We start from the raw sequence: 21,627 nt of genomic DNA on the forward strand, positions 1-21,627 counted from the left end.
CGGAGTCAACGCGTTGAAAGCATGGATTGATGTCGGTGGCACGTTCACCGATTGCTTCGTCGTCACCGCCGCGGGTAATCGCCTGCGGCGGAAAGTCCTCAGCAGCGGCATTACGAAAGCATCAGTCGCTGCCGGGTCCACTGCCGAGCGATTGCTGCTGCCCAGCCGCCGCGGCGACGGTAACGATTTCTGGGTTGGTTCTCAGTTATTGGTGCTCGATGAAACTGGGCACCAGCTAGCCCGACGATCCATTGTCGCCTTTGCATCAGACACCGGCGCGATCACGCTCGATGAGCCCTTGGCGAGACTCCCTGCGGCCGGCACGGTGGTCGAACTGCACAGCCCTTGGGAAGCACCCGTGTTGGCTGTGCGATTGGCTTTACAACTGGGTGGCAGTCGCGGCGCCGGTGCTCGCCCGTTGCCCGCCTGTGACGTGCGCCTGGGCACCACTCGCGGCACCAATGCGCTGCTGACTCGCAACGGCGCTGATGTGGGTTTGTTGGTCACGAAAGGCTTTCGTGATTTGCTGCGAATCGGCTCGCAGGAACGCCCCGATCTGTTCACTTTGGACATCTGCAAACCACCGCCGCTGACCGAGCGCGTGGTCGAAGTCCAGGAACGTTTGGCGGGCGATGGTTCCGTTTTGATACCACTCGATCTGGCAAAGCTTAAAGCCGATCTGGAAGCTTTGCGAAGCGACGGCGTGGCCTCGCTAGCAATCTGCCTGCTGCACGCTTTTCGCAACGACCAGCATGAGCAACAGGTCGCCGAATTGGCCCGCCAAGTCGGCTTTCAGGAAATCAGTTTGTCGAGCCAAGTCGCTCCCCTGATTAAACTGCTGACCCGCGCCGAAACGACCACTCTCGACGCCTACCTCAATCCAATTTTAGCCACTTATATCGAACGCGTTTGGCAACAATTCGGCGGACCCCAAACGTCGCGTCTGCGTTTAATGACCAGCGGCGGGCAATTGGTAGGCGGGCAAACATTTCGCGGGCGTGATTGCGTGCTCTCGGGCCCAGCCGGGGGCGTGGTGGCGCTGGCCGCCATCGGCGATTCGGTGCAAAAAATCGAGCACTTGGTGGATGGTGTGATCGGTTTTGATATGGGTGGAACCAGCACCGATGTCAGTCGTTATGAAGGTCAGATCGTGCGTCAATTCGAAGCCCGCAAAGCGGGCGTGCGAGTGATGACCCCGATGATGGCAATCCACACCGTGGCAGCCGGTGGAGGTTCAGTTTGCCACAGTTTTGCCGGCCGCTTGCTCGTTGGCCCGGAAAGCGCCGGTGCGGATCCTGGGCCAGCCTGTTACGGTCGCGGCGGACCTTTGGCAGTGACGGACTTGAATCTTATCCTTGGCCGCATCGTCGAACAGCATTTTCCTTTTCCCTTAGACCATCAAGCTGTGCACCAGCGGTTGGAGACGCTGCGTGAACACTTAAGTTCACACGGAGTATCGTTTGCCTCTCCCACGGCACTGGCCGAAGGTTATTGGCAAATCGCCGTGAATCACATGGCCGAAGCGGTCCGCACCGTCACCACCGCCGCCGGTTCGGACCCCAGTAAGATGGCCTTGGTCAGCTTTGGCGGCGCCGCGGGACAACACGCCTGCGCAGTGGCCGAGGCATTAGATATCGCTTGCCTGATCGACCATCCCGATGCGAGCATGCTCAGCGCGTTGGGGATGGGACTCGCTCCCCTCGGCCGCTTTGCCTCCCGCGGTATCTACCTACCGCTCGACTCGCTCGATGCGAACCAGTTAAACAGCTGGGAATCTGAGCTGATCGCGGAAACCTCAGAACAGCTCGCCGCCGAAGAGCAGCTTGACCTCGCCGCCAGCTCGGCGAACCGTCAAATTCGTTCCACCGCCGAGCTTCGCTACTTGGGCACCGAAGCTGCGTTGCAGTTGGAACTACAACCCACCAAGACACTCCCCGCACGCTTTGCCAGTCTCCATCAACACTTATTTGGCTACCAACGAACCGAGCGTCCAGTCGAATTGGTGACGTTGCGTGTCGACGCTGAGATTCAGTCCACGGAAGCGATCCCCATCAGCCTGCCGGCATCGCCCAAGCTGCGGCAGAGCAGCGATGTGCATCCACTTTACGCTCGCGGCGAACGGCAGGACGCCGAGCGTTTTTCACGTGAACAATTACAGCCGGGCGATTTAATTGCGGGCCCCGCGTTGATTGCCAGCGCAACCAGCACCCTGGTCGTGCAACGTGACTGGCAGGCCGTGGTCTGCGACCAGGGTACGATCATTGTGCGACGCGATCAGGACGCAAAGCATCCTGTATTAGAACAACAACAACCGACGGTCAAATCGATCGCGACGGACCAACAGCCAGTTTTGTTAGAAATCGCCGCGCGGCGGTTGGAGGGGATCGCCGAGCAGATGGGCGAGGCGTTGCGAAGGACCGCGGTCAGCGTCAATGTGAAGGAACGATTGGATTATTCCTGCGCCGTCTTTCGCCGCGATGGGACCCTAGTTGCCGGTGCGATGCATGTACCAGTTCACCTCGGCGCGATGGGACACACGGTGCGGAGTATCATGGCCGCCTATCCCACAATGGATCGAGGTGATTGCTATGTTTCTAATAATCCCTACTCAGGCGGATCTCACTTACCCGACGTCACGGTTGTCACGCCGGTGTTTGTTACATCGGAGCGTGGTTCCGCCGATTTCTTTGTCGCCAGTCGCGCGCATCACGCTGAGATTGGTGGCTTAACCCCTGGTTCGATGCCACCGATCGCACGCACGTTGGGTGAGGAAGGAATTGTGATTCACAATTTTCCGCTGCATCAAGCTGGTGTGGCGCGTGAAGCCGAATTGGAAACGCTGCTTCGTAGCGGTCCATATCCTTCGCGAGCACCTCATGAAAACATGGCCGATATTGCCGCGCAAGTTGCTGCCGGCAGGCAAGGAGCGGAAGATATACGCGCGCTGGCCGACCGCTACGGCGTAACTCAACTCGACGACTGGATGCAACAACTGCTAGCCCTCTCGGCCGACACGCTCGATGAGCTGATCGCCGAAATGGGGAACGAGCCTCGCCACTTTTCCGACTGTTTGTTGGACGATGCTAAGATTGAGGTACGGTTGCAAGTCGAGCAAGGCAAATTGATCGTCGACTTTGCTGGCACCTCCCCGGCCCATCAGCATGGCTGGAACGCCACGCCGGCGATCGTCTCGGCTGCTGTGTTGTATGTTTTGCGTTGCCTTTCCAAGCGTCCCCTGCCACTTTCCGAAGGTACCCTGCGTCGACTCGACCTGAGAATCCCCAGCGGTCTGCTCAATCCCCCTTGCCAACTTCCCTTCCAAAACTGCCCGGCCGTCGTCGCTGGCAATGTGGAGACCAGCCAGCGGATTGTCGATTGTTTGCTAGGCGCGCTGGGAGTGGCCGCAGCCAGCCAAGGGACGATGAACAATCTGCTGATCGGCGACGCTTCATTTGGCTACTACGAAACAATCTGCGGCGGCAGCGGAGCCACCTCTCTGCAAGCGGGCGCCGACGCGGTGCACACGCACATGACCAACACTCGCATCACCGATCCCGAAATCTTGGAGTCGCGATACCCGTTGCGATTATGGGAATTCGCTATCCGGCGGGGCAGTGGCGGTGGGGGACAGCACGTGGGTGGCGATGGCGTGATTCGCGAATTAGAAGCGTTGGCACCTTTGACCGCCTCCCTGTTGACCAGCCGCCGGCAGAATCCCGGACCTTATGGAATCGATTCCGGTCAGCCTGGTGCCTGCGGTCGCAATTTGCTGATCAGACCGCATCAACCGTTGGTGGAGTTGCCCGCGACGGCGACGATTGACTTACAGCCAGGCGATCGGCTCCGCATCGAAACCCCAGGGGGCGGCGGAGCAGGCTCGCCCGAGTAATGCTTTCGGTCCCCATCAGCCGCCTCTCGCCAGCGTGCCGTTCCCGGTGTCATGTCGCGCTGTGGGAACCGCAGGCTGGCGCCAGGCGGCTGATGATGCTTCCCAGCGTGCGGTTCCCGGTGTCATGTCGCGTTGTGGGAACCGCAGGCTGGCGCCAGGCGGCTGATGATGCTCCCAACGTGCGGTTCCCGGTGTCATGTCGCGCTGTGGGAACCGCAGGCTGGCGCCAGGCGGCTGATGATGCTTCCCAGCCATCTTAATGGCTTGTGATGGGGTGCTTAGAATGCCGCTTCGGGCAAAACGGGTAGACCACTCCATATCACTTTGCCAGCTGGCTCAACCACTTTGAAATTTCTAAATTCGGACTTCCCTGACCACTCTCTCCACATGCGGATCCCCACGCGACCTTGATCATAAGGAACCCGCGTGACAGTAAAAATCAAAACGTCATCGACGTAGCAATCGGCCCGTTGACCGCGGACTGTTACCTTAACGGAATACCACTGGTCGGCCTGAACCTTCCAATTCAATCGCTTGAAATACGGGCCATCCGGCGGGGGCATCTGAACGAAAAAGTCGTCACCCACACGTTTGCGAATCTGAGCGGTGTAGAGGTCGATCCAGCCGAAGCTGAACAGCATCACATTGTCATCTTGTGGGCTGCGGAAAAGTGCCGAAAAGCCGCTGGGGAAACCAAGGTGCCGAGCCTCGAAGGTGTAATCATAGTCGGTCCAGCTGGGATCGCCGAAGACGAGCCATTGTTCACCATCTCCATCATAATGACATAGCACGTCCTCTTCGATGGCCCAGCGTCCGCTGTGTCTCAGCAGCCGAGCCATCCTCGCCTGCTCGGAATTGGCCGCGGGGCTCAAACCCTTAACACTGTCCGCGATGACGGCGGCTGGTTCATCCGGTCGGCCAAATTGGAAACGAATCTGAGTCACCGCTTTGCTGGTAATTCTTACCCGTTGTGTTTGCCAATCCTGCATTCCCTGGCGGACTTCGATTTCACTCACCCCGGCTGGAAGTTTAAGCGTCAACTCAAATACCTCACCACGCGGTTCCACTTTAACCGCTTGGCCATCAAGCTCTTCTCCATTAACCACGACAATCACATCCGGAGAATCAACAACTATTCGCAGCTGGCCGCTAGCTGGAAGCAACAAGAACCAACTGCAAACCATTAAGATTGTCACCACGCCGAAGCCCCATGTAGCCGCGCGATAGGGTCGGCGAAAGGCCTGAAACAGTGGCTGGAGAAGTTGGCTGCCCCGGCCTCGGTAGACCTTCGCCGTTGATTCAAGATATGAGGGACTACATTGCCTCACCCGACGTAGGCCAGTCGAGGAGGCGTAGGGTGAGAGCGCTTGGATAACTTCGCGGTAGGAACCGAAACGTCGCTCCGGTTGCTTTTCTAACAAACGAAGGATATGGCGATCGAGTTCCTTCGGCAGACCTGCAACGAGTTTGCTTAAGCGACGTGGTGTTTGCTGATGATGCGCCATCCGGACCGCGAGGGGTGTGATGTGACCCGTTTCCGTACCAAACACCTTGGAGCCGGAAATCATCTCATATAATGTGCAACCCACGCTGTAGAGGTCTGCTTGAAAGCCGGCATGTTTGAAATCGTCATCTTGCTCTGGAGAACAGTACGCCGGGGTCCCCGCCGAGACCGCGGATACCGTCAAAGAATCGATTTGATTGACTTCACGTAACTTCGCCAAGCCAAAGTCCAGGATCTTGACGATTCCAGTCGGCGTCAGCATCAAATTGCTGGGCTTAATATCGCGATGAACCAAATGGTGTTCTCGCCAAACAAAGTCCAAACCTAGCAGTACTTGCAGAATCAGATCGACTGCCTGCTGCCATTCAATGCGTCCCGACTCGGACCCTCGCAACACTTCTGCCAAGGAGCGCCCCTCCACATATTCGGTAACCAGCAGGGGCTCACCAACAAGCTCTTGGGAATCGACGACGGAGACTAAATTGGCGTGCTCTCCCACGGTCTTCATGATCTCAATCTCGCGGCGAAACCGTTCAAGAAGCACGCGCTTCTTGGCGATTCCGCTGCGTAAAATTTTGATCGCCACGACGCGACTGGGTGCCTCACGTTCCCGTGCTAAATAAACCGCCCCCATGCCGCCGCCCCCCAGCAGTTCCAAAATTTCCCACTGCGGGTGCTGGTCTAAAAATTTTGGTGGTGGCCAATAGTCGTTTTCTAACTCGCAGTCCGTCAGCTCGTCGGTCGCGGACGCCGGCACGTTGGCCGGCGATGCGGAATGTTCCGCAGGGGAGAGTTGGCTGTGCGAGGTGAATGACCGATGGAAATGCGTTGAACAAGGTGTACAAACAGCGAGATGCTCGGCGATCGTCTCAAGCTGAGCTTGGGGCAAGATCGCGCCACTGCGAAACTGGTCCAGCTGATCGGGCGTTGGACAGGCGTGCATGAAAAATCTCGTGAAATGATGTCGCTGCTCAAACGTGCGTCGCTCTCTCGATCAAGTAAATGTGTCCACTGCGCCCGGATTCTCAGAGATTGAGCATTTTTCTTCAAATAAACGCCGACCACTCGCGACGTATCTGGTTGATCGCTTCCTGCGCGGCGTGCAAGCAACGATAACCGGCCGAAGGACTGATCCCATGTTCTCGAGCGACATCGCTAACTGACTTTCCCTGTTGCTTAATAGCCAAATAGATCACCAAGCTCGTTTGCGACTTGCTTGACTTATTCGCCCGTAGCTGGGCCTCCTGCAGAATTTTTTCCTGCCAATATCGCTCGTGTTCGGCATCAAAGGCAAGGTTCAGCTCGCTCCAGGGGTCAGCCCAATCATGCAACCGCGAGCGAAGCTGGCCTTCATCAAAATTGCTCGGGAGTTGACCGGGAGAGCGGCGATTGATCCAGGCCAACGCTTGCCGCCGGGAAATCTCGCGTAGGAAGGCTCGAAATGAGCCGGGACCGCGATGTTGAAAGCTGGCGATCCGATGGAGCAGCACCACGAACACGTTCTGCACAATATCGTCGGCGGCCGACGGGTCAAATTGATAAAGGACCTTAGTCAGTTCCTTGACAATTAACGGACGATACAACTTAACCAGTTTCGCCCAGGCGGCATGATCACCGGCGACAGCTCCTTCGAGCATTGATTCGCGGGTTAAGTCCACTGCCTATTCCACCATTCATCGAGTCTGCCCAACAAGGTGCGGCAAGCCATGTGAGAGACCAGCGGCTTGCCGCTCACATGCCAGGCACTATCGAATAGTGTTAAAGTTTAATCGCCCGCGAGGCTGAAGACTACGGAGAATTGATCAGGTCGAGTCGGCCGGTCACACGTTGGATTTGCACCAACGCCTCGGCGTACGCCAATTGCCGGTGCAGCAGGAGCGTTTTCAGACGCAATGTTTCCAGATTGGCCTGTTCCTCCGAGCCTGGTGGCAGTTGCTCCAGCTCCTGTCCGCGACGCGTGCGATCGGCGACGTTTCGCTGCGCCTCGACCCGGCGGTTTGCAACATCGAGCCGCGCCTCGGCCGCTTGATATCCCAGCAACGCGTCGCGAACCTCACGGCGAATCATATCACGCTGGTTCTCGGCCAGTCTGCGGCATTGAGCGCGCCGCTCGGCCAGATCGGCTGCTTCCTTGTCGCGACGATGATGCAGCTTGAGTAAACCACCACCGGTGACACCAAGCAGGGCATCCAGTCCCAACCCGGGAACTAAGGTGCCCAGTAGATCGCGGGCTGCCGGCAACGACTTTTCATTGAGGCAACGGCACAAGGCTTCGGTCGCTTTCAGATCATGCCGATTATTCAAGGCGATTTCCACCAGCGCCGCCTCGTCAGCTTGCAGCGATACATCCAATGGCATCGGGCTGACAAACTCCAGTCGCTCCGTGGCATCAAACGGACGACCCGCCAGCCCGGCGATCTGATTTCTAAGACGCTGGGCACCGAAATCAATCTCAAACCACTTGTCTTCCAGCTGTAAACGTTGGTCGGCGAGGGCATCGCGGTCGCCATCAACCAGTTCGAGTTGCTCGGCCGTTTTCGCCAGCGCTTGCAGGGTCTTGATCAGCGGGGCTGTTTCGTTCAACAGCTCGATTTGCTCTCGGGCGGCAACAATCTGATAGTACGCGGTGAGCGCGTTGGCAGCCGACTCATGCCGCCGATGGAGGGCCAGCTCGGCTGACACCGCTTGGATCAGCCCCGCCATCGCCCGCTGCTGCTCATCGTCGCAGTCGAGTAATTTCGCTACTGCCCGCCGCTCCATTTCTACAAGAGCCGCAGTCGGCGAATTGCGATAGGCCCACTCGGATGCTTGCTCGGAGGTCCAGGGAATCGTCGCCGAGCTGCCGAATGCTATCTCAGCGGCCGGTGCGAGGAACTCTACAGCCGCTAAATGACTGATTGTCCCGTTCGCGGGCGGTCGCAAGCCCACGTCGTCCGCTCGGCTTTGACGACTAGGCAAAGTCGCCAGGGCAATGCCGATTATGAGGACGCAAGTTGGCTTCATGCAAACAGTCGCGGGTCGAGCTTAAACGGCACGGTATCTTCCCTGATACCCATGCGATCGAAATGGCGAAAAGCGAGCTATCCCTTGCTCCCTTTCCACCACCGGTTAGAGCATCGAACCATGACGGCTGGTTTCTACACCCGAGCGAGGGTCACCACGCCTGCAACGCCTGTGACGATTGCGCCGCCGGGCAGAGATTCTTCCGACGGCCACCCGGTCAACTCCCGGGACCTCCGCCACCGGGAAATCCAATATCACCACTCCCCGGACCTCCGACACCGCCGCTCCCTGGACCTCCGTAATCACCGCGCGGCAAAATATTCATGGTTTTCAACCGGTTTCTCAATTCACTGTCTTCAAATGTGCTGACGTAATACAACAGCTCACCCAGCCATCTTTGCTGCCGCTCATTCAATGTGACACCTTCCGCTTGCGTAAAATCCAACAGGGTTAAAAAGGCCTGTTCGTTAACGAGTAGGCGTGCGCCGATTATATTGTAGGGATCGCCGCCCATGCCCCCCATTCCGCCGCCCGAATAGCCACCGCTCATGCCACCGCCCATGCCGCTGGCACCGGCAAATCCAGGTGGCCCCGAGTTGGTGCCGTGCATTTGATGTTTAATGATCCGCATTGCCACATCCGCGATCTTTTGGGGAGCAACTTTAGCGCGGGCGGCTAAGATTTCTTTGAATGGTTGGTTACTGAGCGTCGGCACGCCATCGGCGTTGCTGTCCGGCAAAAACATCGCTTCGGCAATCACGTAATCGAGAGGCTCATCGGGATAGCTGGTTGCCAGCTGCAAAACTTGTGTCTTGGACAACACGCCGATGCTTCCGTTGACAGGTTTGGCTTCCTCCAAGTAGCGATTTCGTCGCTGTCCCAATTTCAACAGGTATGCGGCCAGCGGTGGGTCGCTGGTGATTGGACGATCAAGTGCGAAAAACAATTTGGCGCGAATGGTGACCGCGAGTCCTAGGCCCACATTTTCTGATACTGCTGCAACTGTGCCCCCGCCGTAGTAGCTAGGCTTAATCTTATCGATTTGTTGCAATTGTTGGTGTTGCAGTTGCTGGTGTAAGGGTTCAAAGCCACCCAACGTCTCCACCGCGGTTACTGACGCTTCGTACAACTTGACAAGTTGCGAGCGATTTTTGGAAGATTTCTGCCATGTCGTGAAAGATATCTGTGGATGTCGAAGATCGTCTGTGCGAACGTCGTTGAGATAGTTGCTGAGTATCCAGACGATCGCCTGGGTGCTTTGTCGATTTCCAGCCGCCAATTCTTGAGTCATTGCGGCTAGACCCGGTTCAGGCAAGAAAGCTAGAAACTCCTCTGGAAAAAAGTTCATAAAGTCAGCCGAAGGGCCGCCACTGCCCGCGATCATGCCTCCATACAAGCGGGCTGTTTTCAAGAGCGCGCTGGCAGCCTCCATTTCTTGCTGCGGCGTATCGGCCAAAATATGCAGGGCACTTATGGAATCTTCAATGGTGGCCACCTCTCGCTCCGTCTGCAAAAGGTTCAACCACTGCGAGAATTGTTTGCCTTGATAGCTGGGTAAACCTGCAACCGCTCGATTCGCAACGCTGGAGGCTGAACTGCGTTCGATGGTAATTGCCTCTGCACTGCCCCGCGTTAACAAAACGCGATCATCGGAGAGCTCCCAGCCATCGACCTCCGTGTCCAACTCGATCACATAGGTACCGCTGCGGAGCGTGGTTTGATTTTCACCGCCGCGAAGCACCAAGCGATCAACAAATTGATCTTGGCGTTTAATGTTGATAGCCAAATCATCGACTGGCGAGGAAATCGTTAACTGGCCGCGATCGGTTTGGATCACGACAACAATCCCCAGCGCCATCAAAAACGCCGGCAGCAAACCGACCAGCAGCCAGCGATGGGGCGGACCTGTTGGTTTTTTGGGTTCACCCTGAGTGATTGGTGACGATGCGGGTTTTGCTGATGGAAACGCTACTGCCTGGGAGTTCGCTTCGGCTTCATCCGCAACTTCCATCCGCAGCGCAACGCGAATGAGTTTTCGCGTTTCGGCTCCGTTAACATGCGCACGCAAGCGGTCGGCAAAGGCTTGCATGGAATCGGGACGCGCGTCGCGAGAGCTGGCCAGCGACTCGTCGATCAATTCAGCTAGGGGAGCGGGAAGTTCCGGCAATATCGAACGAATCGGGCGGGCAGGGTCGGTAGTTTTTGCAAGAATCGTGGCGGGCAAATTCGCTCCGCCGGGATGTGGATCAACGGCAGTTAGCAAACGATACAGAGTGGCTGCCAAGGCGTAGATGTCAGCCCGCGCATCGACCGCCGCGCTATCGATCAGTTGCTCGGGAGCCATATAGGCAACGGTTCCCATTAAATGCCCGACGGTGGTCAGGCGATGCTGTTGCGCGAGCACCGTTTCATCGCTGAGCACCAACCCGAGGTCGACAAGTTTCGTTCGCCCCTCGCGCGTCAACATGAGGTTGGATGGTTTCACGTCGCGATGGACCCAGCCGAGCTGATGCAATTGTGCGAGGCCTGCCGCCGCGTCCAAAACCAGCTGACAGGCATCGGCGGTGCGCAACCGCCCAAGACGACGCGAGAGTCGGCTGAGGTCCATGCCATCAAGATACTCCATGACAAGATAGTGCCAACCATTCGCTTCGCCGGCATCCGTGGCGCGCACGATATGCGGGTGCTCCAAAGCCGCCACCGCCGTCATCTCGCGATCAAAACGTTGCAACGTGGAGGGCGATCTACCATGCATCCGCGGCAACAGCTTGATGGCGACTTCGCGTTGCAAACGGGTGTGACGGGCCAGGTAAACGGTGCCCATTCCACCGACACCGAGCGGCCGCAGCAACTGATAAGGTCCCACCTGTTCGCCCGTCGCCCAAGTAGCCGGCAATTCACAGTGACGGACCACGTGCAACATTGCTTCCAAACATTCGGGTTCGCTGGTTTCGCAAGCCGCTGGCGTGTCACTGGCCGGTCGCAGCTCGCGAATCAACCAGTCATCGACTGGGGTTGCCGATTCGAGTCGTTGCTGACACGGCTGACACGACTCCAAATGCTCTGCCAATTGGTCCGCTTCCCCGACGGCAACGTTCCCACTGGCAAAGCGATCCCACTCCGCTTGTGCGGGGCAGGTGGTTACGGATTTTTGCATCACGATCATCGTTGTCCGTTCCTTAGGTATGAGCCTGTCCGAACAGCAGTTGACCTCGCCCGGCCAAAAGTTTCTGCTTCCCCGTCCGTAAGCTCATCGTGAACATTGGACAGCACGGAAATTTTTTTATGGTGGATCGAGCAACCCGTCCAGCTCCGTCCGCAAGCGCTGCAGCACCCGCGATCGCGCCTTGTATACGGTCCAGCGGGAGACACCCAGTTCGGCAGCCACGTCGGCTGGATCCTGGCCGTCGAGCACCGTGCGACGGAATGCGGTCAACGTTTCGGGGGAGAAACGCCGATGGAGCCCGGCAATCGCGGCGGCTAAGATGGAACGTCGGTCAGAATTCGCATCGGTCGGAGGTTCGGCATCGGGCTGCAGAACAGCTTCGGACAAGCTGGTCAGATTCACCTGGTCGAGCTGCTGGGACGATTGAATCTCGGGCTGTTGTGACCAGAGCCGCGTTTGGTCGACCAGTCGCCGACGGGTGATTGTCCACAACCAACCGCGAAAGGTGCTACTTGGTCCGCTGGCAAAATGATTTAACCCCTTGGCCGCGTCAATCAGCACCTCCTGAACAATGTCGGCCGCATCCGCCGGTTGTCGCCCACGACGCCGGGCCCAAGTGTAAACCAACGGACCATACAGCCGCACAATCCGCTCCCAAGCCACCGCGTCGCCCTGCCTCGCGCCAGCTAGCAACGATAGCGAGGTGGAGGGTTCCGGTTCAGCGAGCGACGCGAATTCCGACATTTTTTGACTCAAATTTGCGAATTCAACGAACGGTGGCTAGCGCCAAAACCGCTAACAACCGGTTCGCAGTATGCTGTAGGGAAACAACCGCGCGAACATTTATATTAAACTAAACGAAACCAATCCCCCAGGATAACGTGAAATGCAAAAATTCAGCCAGCATGGTTTGCTGTTAGCCGCCGTGCTCGTCATGGGTAGCGGCTTGCTGCCGACGCTTTGCCGAGGAGATGACCCCGTTTTTTCTGGCCCGCAAGTCGGTGAACCTTTGCCCGAATTGCCGATCCAATTGGTACTCGATGAGGATCCCAGCAAATTGCTGGATGCGACCGCGGCGGAGCCAGAGGCTCCCCATCAGTTGGTCATTTTTGTGCATCAGTTTACCCGCCCCTCGATTGCCTTTACTCGCACGCTGGGCGATTACGCCGCCTCGCGGAGAAAAGCTGGTTTGAAAACAGCCGTCGTTTTCCTGGGAGCCGATACCACCGCTTTGACGGCCCAATTGCAGCGGGCCAAACACGCCTTGCCTAAGAATGTCCATTTGGGTGTTTCACCGGACGGGGTTGAGGGACCAGGTAGCTTTGGGCTTAATCGCAACGTGACGCTGACGATTCTCGTGGCCAGCGAAGGAGAAGTTAAATTCAACCAAGCCTTGATCGATCCCAGTTTGCCAGTCGAATTACCAAAAACCTTAAAAGCCATTTGCGATCTAGTCGGCGGGGAACCACCAACGGTCGACGCGCTGTTGGCAAAAGCCAACGGTGCAGGGGGGGCCATGCGTCGCCGCGGCGATCAACCGGCGACCCAGGACCAGCGCCCCCCGGGGTTTGATCAGGTCGAACCTTTGCTAAGGAGGCTGATTCGCAAAGAGACATCGGATGCGGATGTTGACAAATTGGCGAAACAGATTGATGAGATTCTCAAAGACCATTCCGCGGCGCGAGCCCGCCTGAAAGAAATCGCCAGCCGAGTGCATAAGATTTACGGTTCCGATCAGGCACAGACACACCTCCGTCGCTGGGCCGAGGTTGAGCAACCTTGATCGCCAACTGGTTCATTGTTGCTGGAATCCGATCAATGAAGATCGTCCTGATTTCGCTGCTAGTTTGGTGCAACTGGCAACCAGCGTTGCTTGCCCAAGTGACGTTTGATAATGAGATCCTGCCATTGCTAACCAAGGCGGGCTGCAACACCGGTGCCTGCCATGGTGCGGCGATTGGCCGTGGTGGGTTCCGGCTGTCACTCTATGGCCAAAACCCGCAGCAAGATTGGGTGAGCGTCGCTCGTGAACTGCAAGGCCGCCGCGTCAATCCGGCTCATCCCGAGGCTAGCCTGCTACTGCGAAAAGCTGGGGAGTTGATGGAACATGGCGGTGGCCAACGACTGGATCCTGACGGTTCCGATTTCGCCAAACTAAGAGACTGGATTGCTGCCGGAGCCCAGCGACAACCGGCGAGCGAACCGCGTTTAGTGGGTATCGAGGTGACGCCGCGGAAACTGGTCATCCCGGCTCTGACCACTGATCCTGAGACTTCCCAACAAACTCATCAACTTTTGGTGGCGGGTCGCTTTGACGATGATTCTAAACAAGACTCTACTGAATACGCGTTGTTGACTCCGCACGATCCGGCTGCCGTCGATATTGTCGGGCCGGGCCAATTCCGGGTGCTGCGACCAGGCAGGCATTTGATCATCGTTCGCGTGCGGAATCATGTCGTTGCTTGTGAGGTGATCGCGCCAACTGTTTCAACTCCCCTCGCGTCCGCAGCGAGCACTCCCGCGGATGAAAATTTAATAGATCACTGGACGCGGCGGAGGCTCGATTTGCTGGGATTGCAACCAGTCGAGCGTGCCGCGCCCCACGTATTGTTGCGGCGGTTGATGCTCGATCTTTGCGGACGTCTACCAACGCCGGAAGAATCGCTCGCATTTTTGCAAGGTTCCGAAGAGACGTTTGCGGAACGCTACGAGGCATTGGTCGATCGCTTGTTGGAAAGCCCAAAAAGTCTTGAGTATTGGACCTATTGGTTGTCCAATTCCTTGCGAACGGAAACGCTGATTAAAGCGGGACAGAATGATCGTGTCGCCGTCAACTTTCGCAGTTTCCTCCGCGAGCAGCTGGCGGCTCAAACATCATTGCCCGAACTCATGGCCACGCTGGTGGAGGGTGATGGCAGTGTCTCCGAACAACCAGCGGCTTCGTTCTATTTGCTTGCCAACGATGCCCGCAGCCAGACCGAAGCTTTTTCAGAATTGATGCTTGGTTCTCGGATTCGTTGTGCGAATTGTCATGACCATCCGTTAGATCAGTGGACCCAGGACGACTATCACGGAATTGCCGCTCTGTTCGCTGGAATTCGCCGCGGTGATCGCGTGCAGTGGCAAACAGGCTCCAGCAACATCCATCCCGCTACGGGGGAACCGGCAATTCCTCGCTTGCCTGCCGGAAAACTGATCTCGGCGAAGGTCGATCCGCGGCCGCAATTGGCAAGTTGGATTCGCGGCGCGGGCCGACGTTCCGTCGCGGCGAATTGGTGCAACCGAGTTTGGCGACAATTGATGGGAGTCGGTTTGGTCGATCCGGTCGACGATCATCGCATCACCAACCCGGCCACACATCCAGAACTATTAAAGGAATTGACGGAGGCTTGGATCGAGCAGCACGAAAATCCCCGCTGGTTGATTCGCCAAATTGTTACCAGCAAAACCTATCAACGAGCAGCAAAGCCAGCGAAGATACAAACCGCATCCGCGGAGTTGCCGGAAGCCACGGTCAGCAATCGTGATGCGTTGATGCAACAAGCTTATGGTTGGCGAACGGAGAAGCAATTACCGGTAGCGGTGTTATTAGATTCGGTGGGAGACGTGACGGGAGTGCACCAAGTCACGAAAGCAGTTAGCGAACAGCAACCTGTTAGATTCCTGGAACGCGTGACCTTGGCCACAGCTCCCGCGCGGGCGGGAGCCGACACCACTTGCACGGCCGACGTTGTTTGCGAGCTTGATGTCGCCGATAGCTTAGCCGGTCGGCTGGCGGAGATTACTGGACCGCTGATCAACGATCGCATCACGCACGCAGATAGCCGCCTGCGAAGCTGGAGCCGAGACGCGGTTGAGGACGCGGAGGATGTGATCCAGCGAATTTACTTGCGCTGTTTTTCGCGTCCCGCGACCGAGCTGGAAACCACGTTTTGGTGTCAGGAGATTACGGCCGCGGATGATCCTCAAGAGGTGCTTGAGGATCTAGTTTGGAGTCTATTAACCAGCCCTCAATTTCGTTTTAACTGGTGAGTAATGCCAATCCGACGCGGTGCGAATCTGAAACTTGGGAGTGAGATGCTGATGAATCGCCTGTTCGTTGCTCCGATCAGCGAGCCATCACGGCGTGAGTTTTTGCGCGTTGGTTCACTGCTGGGCACGGGGTTAACGCTGCCGAACCTACTATCATCCACGACACCCGCGCTAGCTGATGGCTCGTCCACAGCGGTTGCCAAATCTTGCATTTTCATCTGGCTCGATGGTGGCCCCAGCCATTTAGACACCTTTGACCCCAAGCCGGCGGCACCCGCGGAGGTGCGTGGTCCTTTTTCAGCCATACAGACGAACATACCTGGATTGTGGATCAGCGAACTGTTTCCTCGTTTGGCTCAGCGGATGGATCGACTGGCCGTGATCAGGTCGCTCACGTCACCACTGGGCGAACACAATTTGGGGGCTCAATATTTATTGACGGGCTACCAACCCAGCCCCGTGATCGAACACCCCAGCTTTACTTCCGTAATGGCGTCGCAGTTTTCGAAGCAGGCTTTGGTTGACGATCAATCCAGAGGGGCAACCAAAGCGTCAAGAAACAACCCGTTGCCTCCCTCCGTGGCGATTCCCAATCATCGAATCGGCGGCAGCAAACTAAATGCGGCGGGATTCTTACCAGCCCAGTTTGCGCCCTTTTCCGTTGACAGTGATCCCTCAAAAGCCGACTTTTCGGTGCGCAATTTGGAATTCTCCCAAGGTGACATTGGCCGTTTGCAACGACGGCAGCGGTATCGCCAGTGGTTGGCGGAGGAGCAAATACTCGATCCTTTAGCCCAGCAGGCCTTTTCTTTGTTGCAATCATCCGCAGCCAGGCAAGCATTCAATCTGGATGCCGAGTCGGTCGAGACGCGACGCCGATACGGAAGCAAAACGATTGGACAAAGTTGCCTGTTGGCCCGGCGGTTAATTACCGCTGGCGTGCGGTTGGTCAGCGTCGTCGACCATGGCTGGGATACGCACCTTGACTTGATCACTAGGCTCCGCGACGGATATACCGGAGCCAAGGTGCCAGTCGGACTCGGGCCCTCGCTCGACATGGCCTTGACCGCCTTACTTGATGATCTAGAAGCATCGGGTCAGCTCAACGAGACGCTCGTGGTCGTGATGGGCGAATTCGGACGCACGCCAAAATGGAATACCGGTGGCGGGCGTGATCACTGGCCCCGCGTCTTCAGCGCGTTGTTGGCTGGAGGACCAATTCAAGTTGGCAGCGTGCTCGGGGCGAGTGACCAGCAAGGCGAAAGTCCGCATGAGAGACCGGTCACTCCAGCCGATTTGGCGCATACCTTATATGCAGCCATGGGGATCGATCCCCGGCAAACAATCATGACACCTGATGCTCGACCAATTACGCTCGGCCACCCAGAAGCGACTGCGATCAGCGAGTTGCTGTAGGGTATGACCGTCTCTCGTCGATCCGATGTTTCTGTCTGGAATTCCTTCCCCGCACTTCGATTGGAGATCAAACATTACCATCCTCAAAGCTGGGAATGAGCAGGAGCCTCGAAGACAGTCTCCAGGATTAGCTGGCAGGCGCGGAGGATGAAAGGCGATAAAGCCGATCACCGCGGCGGATCAGCAGAAATTGATGACCGGCGACAGCCGCATATAACGTCTGCGTCGTAGCCTCCTCCTCGGCAAGCCAAAGCCGATTACTCTCGCTCAAGATCTCGAATTCGGGGCCACAACGGACAACGGTTACTTCGCCACTTCGCCCAAAGCAATACAGCCTATCTTCGATCGCCAGCGGAGTTGCCCAACAACCGCCACACGGAAGTCGTTTGGAATAGAGCTGGGTTCCCGTTTCCATTTTGAGGCAATACAGCACTCCAGTGGGATTGATCCAATAGCAATACCCGTCGTGGGCCACAGGTGAGCAAAATGAACCTCGAGCTTGGTCGGCAATCCAATCGATTTCCAAACGATAGCCCGCATCATCATGAACAATCTTAGCCAGTAAATTCGACGTCAAGGCACCGTCAACCGGTCCATCAGCCGGACGGATTAACGAAGCCACCAGGAACCGACCATCGCCAAGATCAACAGGAGTGGCGACCGAATTTCCCCCCACACGGTCATCAGCGATTAAATGTTCACCCGTCTTCGCATCATAGACGTCCACCGTGCCTACTGAGGAACACACCACCACTTCCCGATCGACCAAGCGAACAATTCCAGGTGACGACCAACTGTGTTCTCGAGCACCGCGTTCGACACGCCACAAATTAACACCATCGGCTTTGGCGATCGCCATCAAATACGAAGGCCCACGATGGTCAACCAATACATAAATAGCCTCTACAGTCTGACTTAGCGAAGCCGAAAGACCAAACTTGTTTTCGAATATACCGTACTCGTTTTGAAGCGAGCGGGTCCAACGCAACTGCCCCTCGTGAGTGAAGGCTAAGAGTTGACCACTCTCATAAAAAACATAGACCCCTGTGTCATCGACAACTGGCGTTGGTGCCGCTCGACTGACCATAGCCGAGCTTTCCTGTTGGTGCGATGCGACGGTGCTTTGCGACCAAAGTTCTCGTCCCGACGACAGCTCGAAACAACTGAGTTGATAAGTTTCTTTCTGAGCTCCGTAGACGCTGGTCAGATAGATTCGATTGTCCCAAACTACCGGTGCCGATTGACCATAACCTGAGATTTCAACTTGCCACTCTGGTGACGATGGATCCCACCTTAAAGGCAGCGAATTTGCGGAAATCGATTCAGCAAGCGGGGCAAGAAACCCGGGGATACGAGCTTCTTGCGCAAGGACGCGCTCAGGATATCCCAGAGTTAGCATCCAAATCGCCAATATCGACAGAAACCCGGAAGAGTTAAAGAATCCAAACATGGAAAATCTCCGCACTGCCTTGAAAGTTATCATCCGCCAAAAACCGAACGCGAGCTTATCGCGTGTTTACTCTCGGCTCTAAAGCAGTGAACCGATGGGCTGGCCGTCTTGGACATCAAAGAGTCGGTAAAGAACTTCCATCGAAGTCGTTTCGTTAATAGGACGCACAGATCCATCAGCTAAGCAAACCATCACCACACCGCCGGAATGGAATGAATTAAAGTTCAATCCAGCGAAATTTGTGCAATTAATCAAGCAGTTTCCGGCATACAGCGCTGAGCCATCTTGACTCATCTTGATCAACAGCACCCGGTTCCAGCCCGCCAAATGGCCAAACGAACCGGCGTTGGGCCCCACCTCTTGTAACCGATTGAATCGCCTCGCTCCACCACTGACTTCGCCAAACATGATCGTATTGGACAAACCATCACGAACAGCAGCCAGCCGGGAAGCCCGACTTGTCACCTGAGGCAAGAAACCGCGAGCGATCGGCGAAGTGGGCAACATTGGCGGACGACGCACCGATAAGGGCGCAAAGTACTCCACCACCGCGGCCTGATAAGCGGCGCCCCCGGTAGCGGCCGAGTCGGCGGAAAAAGCTGGTGATAGTGGCGGAAATTCATCGACAATTGGAACTGGCGACGAAGGGCACTTGTATGTCGGTATACCTTGTTCAAGCAGCAGGCGATTTGTGCCTTCGGCGAACCCCAGATTCTGATTCCAAGCATTATAGGTGTTATTAAGCTCCATAAAGGGCATGATGGCAATCGACCAAGGCCCTTGCACAATGTTTAGATTATCGCCCCCACGATTAACTAATGGATTATTACTGGGCAACGTCCCCAATGCTGATTCATAATTCAACATCGCTAGCCCAAGCTGTTTAAGATTATTACTGCATTGCATTCGCCTGGCTGCTTCCCGCGCCGCTTGAACCGCCGGCAACAACAAGCCGACAAGAATGCCGATGATCGCGATGACAACCAACAGTTCAACTAATGTGAATCCGAAACGACGCGGAGGATGTGAATGACGCATGAGTTTGGATTAGCTCGCCAAAAGAATAGACACAAAAAACGATGATTGTGGGACGAATGCGGAACCCGCGGAGGCGTTCTCAATGAACGCCAACCTCATAGATAGCATGCAGGCAGACGCTACTTGTTCCAACTCAATTCGAATCGCAATGGCTCTGCCACCGGCACGATGACGGTGTAATCACTTTTGTCGGGATCCGAGAATCCACCTGAAAATTTGTCGACGGCATCCAGTTCAGAGCTCGACAGCCAGACAAACGTGACTTTGTATGCACCCTCGACCGCACCCGGCTCAGCAGCTTGGGCGCCAATTGAGAATGTCCCGTCGGCCGCAGTAAGCCCAACCGGATAGCGATCATCCCCCATGAGCGACTCATTGGTATTGTGCAATTGCACGACAACATTGCCGGCTGGCTGGCCATTTATCAAAACGGTACCGTTGAGCGGATATCGGGGCGGGCCGCTCGGACCACAACCAGCAATAAGCCCCGCGAGGCACAGTCCGATCGCAAGCAACCACTGCCCCTTCTCAATGAAACCCATCGGGCCCCCAACAAAATAAACAGCCCTGCGGCGATAATAGCAAAGCGAAAACACATGCACAATGAAATCAGATCCACATGCTATCCTAATGCAAACAATATGCAAGAGCAGTCCCGATGCTTTAGACCAAATATTTGCTGATTGAAAGCAGCAGCACCACCAGGATGACAGCGACAGCGGCCGAGTTGTGCAGCGTGGTGTTGGCGTATTTGCCCAACAGCTTGGCGTTGCATGCCATTAGCAGAATGATCGCGATCACGGGCAACACCAGCGCGTTGGCTGCTTGGGCGATGACAATCGTTTGCGTGGGACTCGCTCCGAAAATGATTGCCGCCAACAAACCGGCCAGCAGCACACCGCCCCAAAGAGCGCGAAACGACCAAGCCTTGGGGTCTGTCGGCCAGCCGCAGACTCCGGAAACCGCGTAGGCTGCCGCCAAGGGGGCCGTGATCGCGCTGGTTAATCCGGCAGCAGCGAGACCAATTGAAAAAGCGACTTTCGCGCCCCAACCACCCAACACCGATTCGAGCGCGACGGCCGCGTCACCGGCGGAACCGAGCGTTTGACCAGGCAAAGCAGCCGCCGCGGCGACCAAAATTGCCAATGTCACCAGTCCACCCAAAGCGACACCGACGGTCGAATCGAGCCGAGCTAGTCGTAATCCCTCGCCGCGTGGACGAACCTTCGACCAGCGCTGGCTGGCCGCGCTGGCGTGCAAAAACAAATTATAAGGCACGATCGTGGTGCCAATCAGCGCCAACACGGTCGGTAAATCGTCTCGGGGAAGCTGAGGAACAAGCTGCGACCAAACAACCCCCCGCTGCCAAACAGCGACCGCCGCCGCCGCCACGAAGGCTAGTCCCATCACCGATACCGCAGCAATCAAGACCCGTTCCAACGTGCGATAAGAGCCCAACCACAACAACACCGCCGCCACCGTGGCGATCGCGACCACTAACCAAGAAGCGGGAAGTGGCAGGAGACTCTCCAGACCACCAGCGGCACCGATCAAGTTGCCCGCTTGGTAGGCCGCGTTCCCAAAGCCAATCGCCAAAGTCACTAAAATGGCCAACACGGTAATCGTCGGTCGCCGAGTAAACTGCCGCCTCAGCAACTCTCCCAATCCAATCCCGGTGAGCGTCCCCAATCGGCTGGTCATTTCCTGCAACACGACCGTTGCCAAAACGGCGAATAAGACCACCCAGACTAAACCTAACCCGTGGACCGCCCCCGCTTTGGCAGCCGTGGTCACCGTTCCCGGGCCAACGAAAGCGGCTGCGACAATTAAGCCCGGCCCCAATTTCAAGCCCGGCCCCAATTTTTGTGACCCGCTACCTTTTTGTGAGCCGCTGGCATCCAGTGAATTAGAATTTGAGGACATAAGTTTATCTTAATTGTGAAGGCAGCCCAGCAGCGGGCCGCGGCGAGAACAGCAGACAACCGGTCACTAAAATCGTCACAATCGGCAGGCGAGCCAGTTTCGGGGGTTGGGCGATTTTAATGGGTTGGCGAAACTTAGGAAATTATTCGGGGTTTGATTGCACTTACGAGATCTCCGTTCTAGAGTAGCGTTTTGACTTTATTTGC

Annotated in this window: 14 protein-coding genes; 4 read left to right on the forward strand and 10 right to left on the reverse strand. The window is 56.5% G+C overall.

From position 1 onward, the window contains the following. The first annotated feature begins 13 nt into the window (after positions 1-13). On the forward strand, positions 14-3,889 hold the full coding sequence (locus SH139x_RS28280; RefSeq protein ID WP_488353066.1) for a hydantoinase B/oxoprolinase family protein: 3,876 nt from the start codon (positions 14-16) through the stop codon (positions 3,887-3,889). Positions 3,890-3,904: 15 nt separating this feature from the next. Here SH139x_RS28280 and SH139x_RS28285 read toward each other — a convergent pair whose 3' ends face one another. From SH139x_RS28285 to SH139x_RS28310, 6 genes are all read right to left on the reverse strand, one after another. Then, positions 3,905-4,144, reverse strand: coding sequence for a hypothetical protein (locus tag SH139x_RS28285; protein WP_488353067.1), 240 nt, complete (start codon positions 4,142-4,144; stop codon positions 3,905-3,907). A gap of 23 nt (positions 4,145-4,167) precedes the next feature. After that, the gene (locus SH139x_RS28290) at positions 4,168-6,336 is read right to left on the reverse strand and encodes a protein kinase domain-containing protein (protein ID WP_488353068.1); all 2,169 of its coding nucleotides are present in this window, start codon (positions 6,334-6,336) and stop codon (positions 4,168-4,170) included. Positions 6,337-6,439: 103 nt separating this feature from the next. After that, positions 6,440-7,030, reverse strand: a complete 591-nt coding sequence (locus tag SH139x_RS28295; protein ID WP_488353069.1) for an RNA polymerase sigma factor — start codon at positions 7,028-7,030, stop codon at positions 6,440-6,442. Positions 7,031-7,181: 151 nt separating this feature from the next. Further along, positions 7,182-8,396, reverse strand: coding sequence for a TolC family protein (locus SH139x_RS28300; RefSeq protein ID WP_488353070.1), 1,215 nt, complete (start codon positions 8,394-8,396; stop codon positions 7,182-7,184). Positions 8,397-8,613: 217 nt separating this feature from the next. After that, complete coding sequence (locus SH139x_RS28305; RefSeq protein WP_488353071.1) at positions 8,614-11,553, reverse strand: serine/threonine protein kinase; 2,940 nt, start codon at positions 11,551-11,553, stop codon at positions 8,614-8,616. A gap of 126 nt (positions 11,554-11,679) precedes the next feature. Next, the gene (locus tag SH139x_RS28310; protein WP_488353072.1) at positions 11,680-12,306 is read right to left on the reverse strand and encodes an RNA polymerase sigma factor; all 627 of its coding nucleotides are present in this window, start codon (positions 12,304-12,306) and stop codon (positions 11,680-11,682) included. 142 nt (positions 12,307-12,448) lie between these two features. On the opposite strand from SH139x_RS28310, the gene SH139x_RS28315 reads away from it, so the two are divergent. From SH139x_RS28315 to SH139x_RS28325, 3 genes are read left to right on the forward strand one after another with little or no spacing between them, the layout of a single operon-like run. After that, on the forward strand, positions 12,449-13,345 hold the full coding sequence (locus tag SH139x_RS28315) for a hypothetical protein (RefSeq protein WP_488353073.1): 897 nt from the start codon (positions 12,449-12,451) through the stop codon (positions 13,343-13,345). 35 nt (positions 13,346-13,380) lie between these two features. Then, positions 13,381-15,594: a DUF1549 domain-containing protein gene (locus SH139x_RS28320; RefSeq protein ID WP_488353074.1), complete on the forward strand. Its 2,214-nt coding sequence runs from the start codon at positions 13,381-13,383 to the stop codon at positions 15,592-15,594. Positions 15,595-15,645: 51 nt separating this feature from the next. Then, complete coding sequence (locus tag SH139x_RS28325; protein WP_488353075.1) at positions 15,646-17,010, forward strand: DUF1501 domain-containing protein; 1,365 nt, start codon at positions 15,646-15,648, stop codon at positions 17,008-17,010. Positions 17,011-17,137: 127 nt separating this feature from the next. Here SH139x_RS28325 and SH139x_RS28330 read toward each other — a convergent pair whose 3' ends face one another. From SH139x_RS28330 to SH139x_RS28345, 4 genes are all read right to left on the reverse strand, one after another. Beyond that, a complete protein-coding gene (locus tag SH139x_RS28330; protein ID WP_488353076.1) occupies positions 17,138-18,460 on the reverse strand; it encodes an outer membrane protein assembly factor BamB family protein in 1,323 nt (440 codons plus the stop codon). 78 nt (positions 18,461-18,538) lie between these two features. After that, positions 18,539-19,498 (reverse strand): DUF1559 family PulG-like putative transporter, encoded by a 960-nt coding sequence (locus SH139x_RS28335; RefSeq protein ID WP_488353077.1) that lies wholly within the window; start codon positions 19,496-19,498, stop codon positions 18,539-18,541. 119 nt (positions 19,499-19,617) lie between these two features. Then, positions 19,618-20,040, reverse strand: a complete 423-nt coding sequence (locus SH139x_RS28340; RefSeq protein ID WP_488353078.1) for a transthyretin-like family protein — start codon at positions 20,038-20,040, stop codon at positions 19,618-19,620. A gap of 121 nt (positions 20,041-20,161) precedes the next feature. Further along, positions 20,162-21,421 (reverse strand): Nramp family divalent metal transporter, encoded by a 1,260-nt coding sequence (locus SH139x_RS28345; RefSeq protein WP_488353079.1) that lies wholly within the window; start codon positions 21,419-21,421, stop codon positions 20,162-20,164. Positions 21,422-21,627: the final 206 nt, after the last annotated feature.

The sequence above is a fragment of the Kothea flammea genome (assembly GCF_052161645.1).
Taxonomy (GTDB): domain Bacteria; phylum Planctomycetota; class Planctomycetia; order Pirellulales; family Pirellulaceae; genus Laterigemmans.

Coding starts and splice junctions, on each gene's coding strand:
- SH139x_RS28285 (WP_488353067.1), bottom strand. CDS start 4,144: ATGGCTGGGAAGCATCATCAGCCGCCTGGCGCCAGCCTGCGGTTCCCA.
- SH139x_RS28290 (WP_488353068.1), bottom strand. CDS start 6,336: ATGCACGCCTGTCCAACGCCCGATCAGCTGGACCAGTTTCGCAGTGGC.
- SH139x_RS28295 (WP_488353069.1), bottom strand. CDS start 7,030: ATGCTCGAAGGAGCTGTCGCCGGTGATCATGCCGCCTGGGCGAAACTG.
- SH139x_RS28300 (WP_488353070.1), bottom strand. CDS start 8,396: ATGAAGCCAACTTGCGTCCTCATAATCGGCATTGCCCTGGCGACTTTG.
- SH139x_RS28305 (WP_488353071.1), bottom strand. CDS start 11,553: ATGCAAAAATCCGTAACCACCTGCCCCGCACAAGCGGAGTGGGATCGC.
- SH139x_RS28310 (WP_488353072.1), bottom strand. CDS start 12,306: ATGTCGGAATTCGCGTCGCTCGCTGAACCGGAACCCTCCACCTCGCTA.
- SH139x_RS28315 (WP_488353073.1), top strand. CDS start 12,449: ATGCAAAAATTCAGCCAGCATGGTTTGCTGTTAGCCGCCGTGCTCGTC.
- SH139x_RS28320 (WP_488353074.1), top strand. CDS start 13,381: ATGAAGATCGTCCTGATTTCGCTGCTAGTTTGGTGCAACTGGCAACCA.
- SH139x_RS28325 (WP_488353075.1), top strand. CDS start 15,646: ATGAATCGCCTGTTCGTTGCTCCGATCAGCGAGCCATCACGGCGTGAG.
- SH139x_RS28330 (WP_488353076.1), bottom strand. CDS start 18,460: ATGTTTGGATTCTTTAACTCTTCCGGGTTTCTGTCGATATTGGCGATT.
- SH139x_RS28335 (WP_488353077.1), bottom strand. CDS start 19,498: ATGCGTCATTCACATCCTCCGCGTCGTTTCGGATTCACATTAGTTGAA.
- SH139x_RS28340 (WP_488353078.1), bottom strand. CDS start 20,040: ATGGGTTTCATTGAGAAGGGGCAGTGGTTGCTTGCGATCGGACTGTGC.
- SH139x_RS28345 (WP_488353079.1), bottom strand. CDS start 21,421: ATGTCCTCAAATTCTAATTCACTGGATGCCAGCGGCTCACAAAAAGGT.